Origin of the sequence: Pseudomonas sp. W2-17, assembly GCF_041060445.1 — a bacterium.
Lineage (GTDB): Bacteria > Pseudomonadota > Gammaproteobacteria > Pseudomonadales > Pseudomonadaceae > Aquipseudomonas.
In genome coordinates, this window is the sequence record NZ_JAUFNS010000028.1 from 56,572 (window position 1) to 65,080 (window position 8,509).

An 8,509-nucleotide genomic window follows, 5' to 3' on the forward strand; every position below is an offset into this window, starting at 1 on the left:
GTGGGAGTGAGCTTGCTCACGAAGGCGGCATTCCAAACGCTGAAAATGCGGCGAATGCACCGGCCCCTTCGCGAGCAAGCTCGCTCCCACAGGTTTTGCGTGCGCTGAAGATAATGGTCCCTCTCACGAGCTTAGTCGGTCGCGCGAGTGCTAACCCACCCCATCCCAACTCAGCGCCGAGCCGCGTTTCAGCGCGTGGCGGGCCTTGCGCCCGAGGACGGCGTCGATGTGTTTGGGCGCCAGGCCTAGGCCGGGGCGGATGGCGCGGATGTTGTCTGGGGTGAAAGTCTCGCCCTCGGCGATGTCCCGCACCACGTACAACGAGCGGCGGTATTGCAGCGATTTCTGTTCAGCTTCGGTGGCGCCGTATTGCACGTGGCCCATGCCTTGCCAGGCGCGCTCGGTTTCAATGACCAGGCTGGCCATTTCTGCCGGTTCCAGGGAGAAACTGGCGTCGACCCCGCCGTCGGCGCGGTCGAGGGTGAAGTGCTTTTCGATGACCGTCGCGCCCATGGCCACCGCCGCCACCGACACGCCGACGCCCATGGTGTGATCGGACAAGCCCACCTGACAGCCGAACAGCCCGGCCATATGAGGAATGGTGCGCACGTGGCTGTTGGCCGGGGTCGCCGGGTAGGTGCTGGTGCACTTCAGCAGCACCAGATCCTTGCAGCCCGCCGCCCGCGCCGCGCGTACGCTTTCGTCCAGCTCGGCGATGCTGGCCATGCCAGTGGAAATGATCATCGGCTTGCCGGTGGCCGCGACTTTGCGAATCAGCGGGATGTCAGTGTTCTCAAAGCTGGCGATCTTGTAGGCCGGCACGTCGAGGCTTTCGAGAAAATCCACGGCGGTCTCGTCGAAAGGCGTCGAAAACGCCAGCAGCCCCAGTTCCCTGGCACGGGCAAAGATCGGCGCGTGCCACTCCCACGGCGTGTGCGCCTGGTCGTACAGCGCATACAGCGAGGTCCCCGTCCACAAGCTATTGGGGTCTTTAATGAAGAACTCGCCCTCGGCGATGTCCAGGGTCATGGTGTCGGCAGTGTAGGTTTGCAGTTTAAGGGCGTGGGCGCCCGCCTTGGCCGCCGCCTCGACGATACGCAACGCCTGCTCCAGCGACTGATTATGGTTGCCGCTCATCTCGGCAATGATGAACGGCGGCGCGTCGGGGCCGATGGTTCGGGAACCGATCTTGAAAGAATTCATCGTTGCTCACTCGCTCCACTGACATCGGCCGGCACAAGGCCAAACGATAAAAATAAGAACGGGCAGCGGCTCATGCGCCCTGCCCCTTTGCCGCGTTATCGGCAACCGTCGCCAAGGCATCAGCGATGCGCCGGGCACCCCGGCCATCCACCAACAACCTCGATTGTTCGGCGAACGACCGGCGTAGAACCGCATCACCGCAAAGCCGCTTGATAGCGTCACGCAAACGCCCGGGCTCAAGCTGCACATGGGGCCCGAGATACTCATGCACACCGGCCTCGGCCAGCAATTGCGCATTGAGCTGCTGATTGTTCGCCACCGAAATACAGATCGTCGGCAAGCCCAGTGCCGCGCGCTCCCAGGTGGTGCCGCCGCCGGCGCCGATAAACAGATCGGCCGCCTGCATCAGCGCGAAAAAATCACCGGTCAGCGTGTGCAGACGCCACTCAGGTCGAGAGACCGCCAGCTCGCTCATCGCCTGCCAGTGCGGGTTGTGCAAACCGGCGACGAAATCCACCTGCACATCAGCGAAGCCCTGAAGCGCCAGCATCGTGGCGTACACCTGCCCGGCCGCATCGAAGCCGCCAAAATTGACCAGCACCCGCTCCACCCGAGGCTTGATCACGATGGGCTCGCACTGAAACTCCTCGCGCAGCAACGCAAATCGCGGCCCCAGAAAGGTCTGGCACTCAGGACCAACCCAAGCGGCATAGGGCTGATCCAGGGCCTGGGCGCTGTAATTCTGGTCCAGCAACACCTCGACCGCATGGGGCCGATTGGCCAGATCGTCGATCGCCATGACCCGATGGGCGAGACCGCGCGACGCCGTTTCCCAGCGTGCATCCAGCCCGTAATGGTCGACGATCAGCCAGTCAAAGGGCGGCTCATCTTCAATTTCTTCGGCCAAGGCGGACAGGTCTGCCTGCCACGGCAACGCCGCTTCGATGTCCGAGTCTTCTTCAGCACCATAGCGTGCGGGCAGCACATGGGTGACATAGCCCTGATCCGCCAGCCGCTGGAGTAAATGGCCCGGCAATTCACGGCACGCAAAATGCACATCGGCGCCATCTGCACGCAGCGTGTTCGCCAGCGTCAGGCAGCGGGCGATGTGGCCGCTGCCGATGGTCACCGAGGCGTCGGCGCGGATCAGCACGCGCATCACTGGAGTTCCCCGCCGGCCTTGAGCGCGGCGTACAGGTATTCCGCGCGCAGCCAGTCTTCCGGGCTGTCGATGTCCTGCACCAGATGCCGGGGCAGAATCACCGGCAGGCTGAGTTCGGAAAACACCGTGTCGCCGCGCCGCCAGGCATCGCTGCGGCCCCAGTAGAACTGGCCGGCGTCCTGATAGGCGACGGGCAGATCCTGGGAACGCACACTGCGAAATTCCGGGTGCATTGCGTTCAGGCTGCCGTCGCTGTCGATCAACAGCGCACGCTGCACCGGGAAGCCGAAGCTGCACACCGAGAACGCATAGGATTTTTCTGCTGCTGCTTGGAGCGCGCCCAGGCCCTGACGCAGATAACGCGCCTGCAACAGCGGCGCCGTGGCGTAAATGCAGCAGGCGTAATCAGCGGAACAACTGAGGGCGCCGAGGGCATGTTGAATGACCGCCGCTGTGCCGGTGAAAGCATCGGCCAGGTCCGCCGGACGCATGAACGGCACGTCGGCACCATAGCGGCGGGCAACGTCGGCGATTTCCTCGTCGTCGGTGCTGACGACAACCTGATCAAACACCCCGCTCGCCAGCGCAGCGCGAATGGAATGGGCGATCATCGGCTCGCCGTCGAACAGCTTGATGTTCTTGCGCGGGATGCGCTGGCTGCCGCCCCGTGCAGGAATGATGGCGACGGCGCTCATGCTCGCGGGCCTGTCATGGGTTCGTTCGCATCAGTTGCTTGCCCGCGCCGTTTCGCCGAGCAGACGGCCAAGCTGATCAACCACGTAATCCTGTTGCGCGTCGGTCATCGCCGGGTACAACGGCAGGCTGATGGCCTGGGCGTAATAGGCTTCGGCTGCGGGGAAATCACCCGGTTTGAAGCCCAGGTCGCGGTAATAGGGCTGAAGATGAACCGGGATGTAGTGCACGTTCACGCCGATGCCCGCCGCGCGCAGCCCTTCGAACACCTGACGATGGCTCACCGAAAGCACGTCGGTCCGCACGCGGACGACGTACAGGTGCCACGCCGACTCGGCCTCGGCCTCGGCCTGAAGGGTCGGCAAGGTCAGCGGCAGGTCGGCGAGCAGCGTCTGATAGCGCGCCACCAGCTCTCGCCGACGGGCCAGAAAACCGTCCAGTTTGTTCAGCTGCGAAAGCCCGAGCGCGGCCTGCATGTCGGTCATGCGGTAATTGAAGCCCAATTCAACTTGCTGGTAATACCAGGGGCCGTGGCTCGGCTCGTCCATCTGCGCCGGGTCGCGGGTCATGCCGTGGCTGCGCAGACGGCGCAAATGTTCGGCCAGCTCGGACCGATTGGTCAGCACCATGCCGCCTTCGCCGGTGGTCACGATCTTCACCGGATGAAAGCTGAACACCGTCATGTCCGCATATTCGCCACAACCCACCGGGCGCCCGGCGTAGTGCGCACCCACAGCATGGGAGGCGTCTTCGATCACCACAAACCCGTAACGCCGGGCCAGTTCGCCGATGGCGCGCATGTCGCAGCTCTGGCCGGAAAACGCCACCGCCACCAGCACCTTGGGCAGCGTGCCGGTTGATTCGGCGGCTTCAAGCTTGCGCGCCAGGGCGTCGGTGTCGAGGTTCCAGGTCAGCGGATCGATGTCGACAAAATCCACGTCGGCGCCGCAATAGCGCCCGCAGTTGGCCGAGGCCAGAAACGTATTCGGACTGGTCCACAGCCGGTCGCCCTGCCCCAGTCCAGCCGCGAGACAGGCAATGTGCAGCGCCGCCGTGGCGTTGCACACCGCCACCGCGAAACCCGCTTCACAGCGCTCGGCCAGGGCCACTTCGAAGCGTTCGAGGGTCGGGCCCTGGGTCAGCCAGTCCGACTTGAGCACCTCGACGACGGCATCGATATCGGCCTGATCAACGCTCTGCCTGCCGTAGGGAATCATGGCCGGACGTCAGCGTGCAGCTCGCCGATCTGGCGGATCGACAGAAAGTCCGGGTTGGTGTCGGAGCGGTATTCGAACTCGTCATGGACCGCCCTGCCCTGTGCGCCGGTGGCGTCGACGGCAAAATCGGTGTCGACGTTGTTGAAGCGGATCGACGGCACGATGGTGTAGTGGTCGTCGAATTCCAGGGTCATGCGCGCGTCGTCCTGGGGCACCATCAGTTCGTGCAGTTTCTCGCCGGGACGAATGCCGACGATCTTGTGCGGCAGGTCGGGGGCCATGGCCTGGGCCAGATCGACGATGCGCACCGACGGAATCTTCGGCACGAACACTTCGCCGCCGTGCATGCGCTCGAAGCTCTGCATGACGAAATCCACGCCGTGGTCGAGGGTGATCCAGAACCGCGTCATGCGCGGGTCGGTGATCGGCAATTCAGCCGCGCCGCCGGCCAGCAGCTTGTTGAAGAACGGCACGATAGAGCCGCGGGAGCCGGCGACGTTGCCGTAGCGCACCACGGAAAACCGCGTCTGTTCTTCACCACCGATGTTGTTGGCGGCGACGAACAGTTTGTCCGACAGCAACTTGGTGGCGCCGTACAGGTTGATCGGGCTGGCAGCCTTGTCGGTCGACAGCGCGACGACCTTTTTCACGCCGTTGGCGATGGCCGCCGAGATGATGTTTTCCGCGCCATTGACGTTGGTGCGGATGAATTCGGTCGGGTTGTATTCCGCCGCCGGCACGTGCTTGAGCGCCGCCGCGTGGACCACGTAATCGATGCCGCGCATGCCCTGCTGCAAGCGGTCGGCATCGCGCACGTCTCCAAGGAAATAGCGCATGCACGGGGCGTTGAATTCCTGCTGCATTTCGTATTGCTTGAGCTCATCGCGGGAGAACACCACCACGCGCCGGGGCTGATAACGCGCCAGCAGCGAGCGGATGAACATGCGACCGAACGAGCCGGTCGCGCCTGAGATGAACACTGATTTGCCGTTGAACATGATGGTGTCCTTTAACCCGGAGGCCTTAAGCGAGCAGCTCGGCCCAACTGGAACCGTCGGCCTGAGCGAGGGTGAAGCCCTTGCCGGTCAGTTGCAGATTCTTGTTGTATGCCAGGTCGTGGGCGAACGCCCCGGACCATTTGTCCTGCAACGCCGCGAGTGTCTGTGGCGCGTCGGGCAATGCGCCCGAATGCACGAACTGCACGTGAGGCGTCCACACCGTCAGGTATCCGGCCTGGGCTACTTTCAGGCACAGGTCCACGTCGGCGAAGGCGTCGGCGAAAAGACCTTGATCCAGACCGCCGACGTCGTCGAACAGCGCCTTGCGCACCATCAGGCAGGCGTCGGACACCGCCGAGTAATTCTGGTCCAGCAGCAAACGGCTCATGTAACCGGCGGCGTCTTTTGCTTCGCCGACGAACGCTGAACCGACGCCGCCGTTCATGCCGAGGATCAACCCCGCCTGGCTGACCGTCCCGTTGCGTTCAATCAACTTGGCGCCGACCACGCCGACTTCCGGGCGCATCGCCTGATTGAGCAAGGCGTCGATCCAGTTCGGGCTGATGACTTCGCCGTGGGCCGAGAGCAGCGCCAGGTATTCGCCCTTGGCCTGCGCGCTCACGGCGTTGATCAGCGCGGACTGACTCAACGGTTGATCCATGGCAATCACGCGCACGCGACCTTTTTGCTGGCGGCCCAGCCATTCGCTGAGCTCCGCCGACACGCTGTGATCGTCCGCGATCAGCACTTCATAGTTCGCGTAGCGCGTGCGCAGCAGGACACTCGCCAGGCAACGCTGCAGCACCGGCAGGTCGTCGATGTCATGCAGGATGATCGACACCAGCGGGCGCTGGATATGGCGGTAGTCGATACGCCAGGCGCCGGGTGCCGCCGGACTGATCTGGGCCTTGAAGCCCCGATTGTTCAGGTGCCGGGTCAGGGCCAGACGTTGCTGGGGGTTTTCTTCCAGCGGTTGCGCATCGGTGACCAGCAGCGGCTCGTCCAGATGGGCCAGCCAGCCCATCCCTCCCTGCTCAATGATGCGCAGCAGCAGTTCGAATTCGGCAGCCAGGGCGAAGTCGGCGGAGTAACCGCCGGCCTCGACCAGCACGTCGCGGCGGACCAGCCAGTGACGGGACATCAGCGTCGGGTTGCTCAGCAGCAGGTCGAGGTTGAAGCCCGGGCGCATGACATGGGTCAGCGCACCACTGGCCTCACGTTGAACTTCATCGGCGAACACCGCGCGGCAGTCAGGCGCGGCCTGCAGTTCCAGCGAGGCACGCAACAGGCCGCCGGCGGTGAACGCATCACCGACTTCAGCCAGCATCAGCCAGTGGCAGGTCGACTGGCGGGCGATCTGATTCACCTTGTCGACCCAGTTGCTCTTGCTGACCTTGACGAAATGCAGGGTGTTTTGCGCGCTGGTCGCTGCCGGTGGTTCGCCGCTGGTGAAGACCACGACCTTGAAGGTCTTGCAATGGCCTTCGACCAGGCTGTCCAGGGTGACCTGCAGCTTGGTCATGTCATCGTTGAGGTCCAGCAACAGAATACCGAACTGCGGCCCGCCGCCCAGGCTGTCGATGCGGCTGAGGATGGCCTGTGCGTCGACCGGGCTCGGCTGACGTGCGTCGAGCCACTGCAACAGCTGGCCTGACGGCATGTCGGCCAGGGTCACGCGATGGTCTTCGCGATGGACCGAATTGAGGCGCTGCAACCAGCGCGACATTTCCACGGCTTCTTCGGGGTCACCCTGGCGCGCCATCAGACCGGCGAGCGGCTCGACGATGTGCGGGTTGAAGATGTTCAGCGCCATCGCTTCCCACAACCGGTTGGCGATGGTTTCGGAATTGTCGTTGCCGTGGGCGCGCAGCAGCATTTCGTGTTGAACCCAGGTGCCTTCGAGCTGTTCCATTTGCAGCTTGCCGGCAGGCAGCGCGTGGATCAGAAACTCGATTTCGGTCAGCACGTCGAAGAAGGCCTGGTTGTAAAACGGCATTTCAACGAACTGCCGGGGACCGAACTGATGGTCCGCGGGTTTGAACACGTCGTTCCAGCGGGACAGCACGATGCTGGTCAGGCCGAGGGAGTGTTGATCTTCGAGACAGACCTGCAAGGTGGCGTAGGCCTTTTTGACCTGCTCGGTGCCGTCATGCCCATTCACATCGGCATGGTCGTTGACAACGGATGCCAGAAAACTGGCGAATTCGTGGCGTTCGAGGACGGCTGACGGATCGCTGTCACTCAGCTTTTTCAGCATGTGGGTCGGGCGGTCGGAGAGCCGGTGGTGGAGTTCGCGGACCACGTAGGGGATCGGCAGGATTCGCGCCTTGGCGGCCGAGAGCAGGAAATACGCGTGGCCGAACTCTTGCAGTTCGCCGCTGATGCCCTGGGGCAACGCGGCAAACCACTGTTGCAGCAGCGCCGTGCGGGTGACCGCGTAGAACGGCGGAATGTAGTGGTCCATGAAGCTCAGGACGCGCTCGCTGCTGTTGTCGGCGGCGAAGTCTTCCTGGCCCTTTTTGTCGCGGCGGAAGTATTCAACCTTGTCGCCGTGGGCCTGGTACATCAGGCAATAGCCGTGGCACAGGCCGTAGTCCGTGTTGGCGGCGAGGAATTCCACCGACTGGGCCAGGGCGTCATGCATCAGAAAATCTTCGTCGCCCACGAACGCCATGAACGGCGTGGCCACCTGGGTCACGCCGTGGGCGATCCTGCTCTGGACCCCGGTCTCGGCGAACTGCGGCACGTGGCGGTAATCCACCTGCGGGAACAGCGCGGCGATGTTTGCGGCTGACTGCTGCGAAGCATCCAGCACCAGCACCCGAGCCGACGAAGAACTGTAGTACTGCAATGTCCGCCGCAGGAGCGCGGGCCGGTCATGGGTGAGGACCACAAGCGTCAGTTGGGCATCGAGCGGCATGGTGTTTCCCGGAGATGAATGAGGGTGCATTACGTTTTCCCTGTGATGCGGCCAGGCGTCAAAAAGATGATCAATGGCGATATCGGGGAGACGAAGCAGGAAGCACGCCAACTCTGGATGGCGGGACTGCGCGCAATGGGCAGGAGGGGCTTTAGCCGGGAAGGAGGCTGGCAATGATGCGGCGAACGCTGGTCATGCGGGAGTCAGCTTGCTCACGAAGGCGGCATCTCTACCGATGGATATTCGGCGGATGTGCCGGCTTATTCGCGAGCAAGCTCGCTCCCACACGTCCTTCACCTGCCGGAAGATCGGCGAC

At 63.4% G+C, this 8,509-nt stretch carries 6 protein-coding genes; all 6 read right to left on the reverse strand.

From position 1 onward, the window contains the following. Positions 1-150 precede the first annotated feature (150 nt). The 6 genes from pseI to QWI20_RS24625 all read right to left on the reverse strand — a co-directional run bounded on the left by pseI (position 151) and on the right by QWI20_RS24625 (position 8,193). Positions 151-1,203, reverse strand: coding sequence for a pseudaminic acid synthase (gene pseI / locus QWI20_RS24600; RefSeq protein ID WP_369307621.1), 1,053 nt, complete (start codon positions 1,201-1,203; stop codon positions 151-153). A 70-nt stretch (positions 1,204-1,273) separates the two neighbouring features. After that, positions 1,274-2,362, reverse strand: coding sequence for a UDP-2,4-diacetamido-2,4,6-trideoxy-beta-L-altropyranose hydrolase (gene pseG / locus QWI20_RS24605; protein ID WP_369307622.1), 1,089 nt, complete (start codon positions 2,360-2,362; stop codon positions 1,274-1,276). Then, positions 2,362-3,060 (reverse strand): pseudaminic acid cytidylyltransferase, encoded by a 699-nt coding sequence (gene pseF, locus QWI20_RS24610; protein WP_369307623.1) that lies wholly within the window; start codon positions 3,058-3,060, stop codon positions 2,362-2,364. Before pseF ends, pseG begins: the two co-directional genes overlap by 1 nt. A 30-nt stretch (positions 3,061-3,090) precedes the next feature. Continuing rightward, the gene (gene pseC, locus QWI20_RS24615) at positions 3,091-4,275 is read right to left on the reverse strand and encodes a UDP-4-amino-4,6-dideoxy-N-acetyl-beta-L-altrosamine transaminase (protein WP_369307624.1); all 1,185 of its coding nucleotides are present in this window, start codon (positions 4,273-4,275) and stop codon (positions 3,091-3,093) included. Then, on the reverse strand, positions 4,272-5,273 hold the full coding sequence (gene pseB, locus QWI20_RS24620) for a UDP-N-acetylglucosamine 4,6-dehydratase (inverting) (RefSeq protein ID WP_369307625.1): 1,002 nt from the start codon (positions 5,271-5,273) through the stop codon (positions 4,272-4,274). Before pseB ends, pseC begins: the two co-directional genes overlap by 4 nt. A 25-nt stretch (positions 5,274-5,298) precedes the next feature. Continuing rightward, positions 5,299-8,193 (reverse strand): TIGR00180 family glycosyltransferase, encoded by a 2,895-nt coding sequence (locus QWI20_RS24625; protein ID WP_369307626.1) that lies wholly within the window; start codon positions 8,191-8,193, stop codon positions 5,299-5,301. Positions 8,194-8,509 lie beyond the last annotated feature (316 nt).

Bases quoted from the DNA above. Each gene is read 5' to 3' on its own strand.
- pseC (WP_369307624.1), bottom strand. From the start codon at position 4,275: ATGATTCCCTACGGCAGGCAGAGCGTTGATCAGGCCGATATCGATGCC.
- pseI (WP_369307621.1), bottom strand. From the start codon at position 1,203: ATGAATTCTTTCAAGATCGGTTCCCGAACCATCGGCCCCGACGCGCCG.
- QWI20_RS24625 (WP_369307626.1), bottom strand. From the start codon at position 8,193: ATGCCGCTCGATGCCCAACTGACGCTTGTGGTCCTCACCCATGACCGG.
- pseB (WP_369307625.1), bottom strand. From the start codon at position 5,273: ATGTTCAACGGCAAATCAGTGTTCATCTCAGGCGCGACCGGCTCGTTC.
- pseF (WP_369307623.1), bottom strand. From the start codon at position 3,060: ATGAGCGCCGTCGCCATCATTCCTGCACGGGGCGGCAGCCAGCGCATC.
- pseG (WP_369307622.1), bottom strand. From the start codon at position 2,362: ATGCGCGTGCTGATCCGCGCCGACGCCTCGGTGACCATCGGCAGCGGC.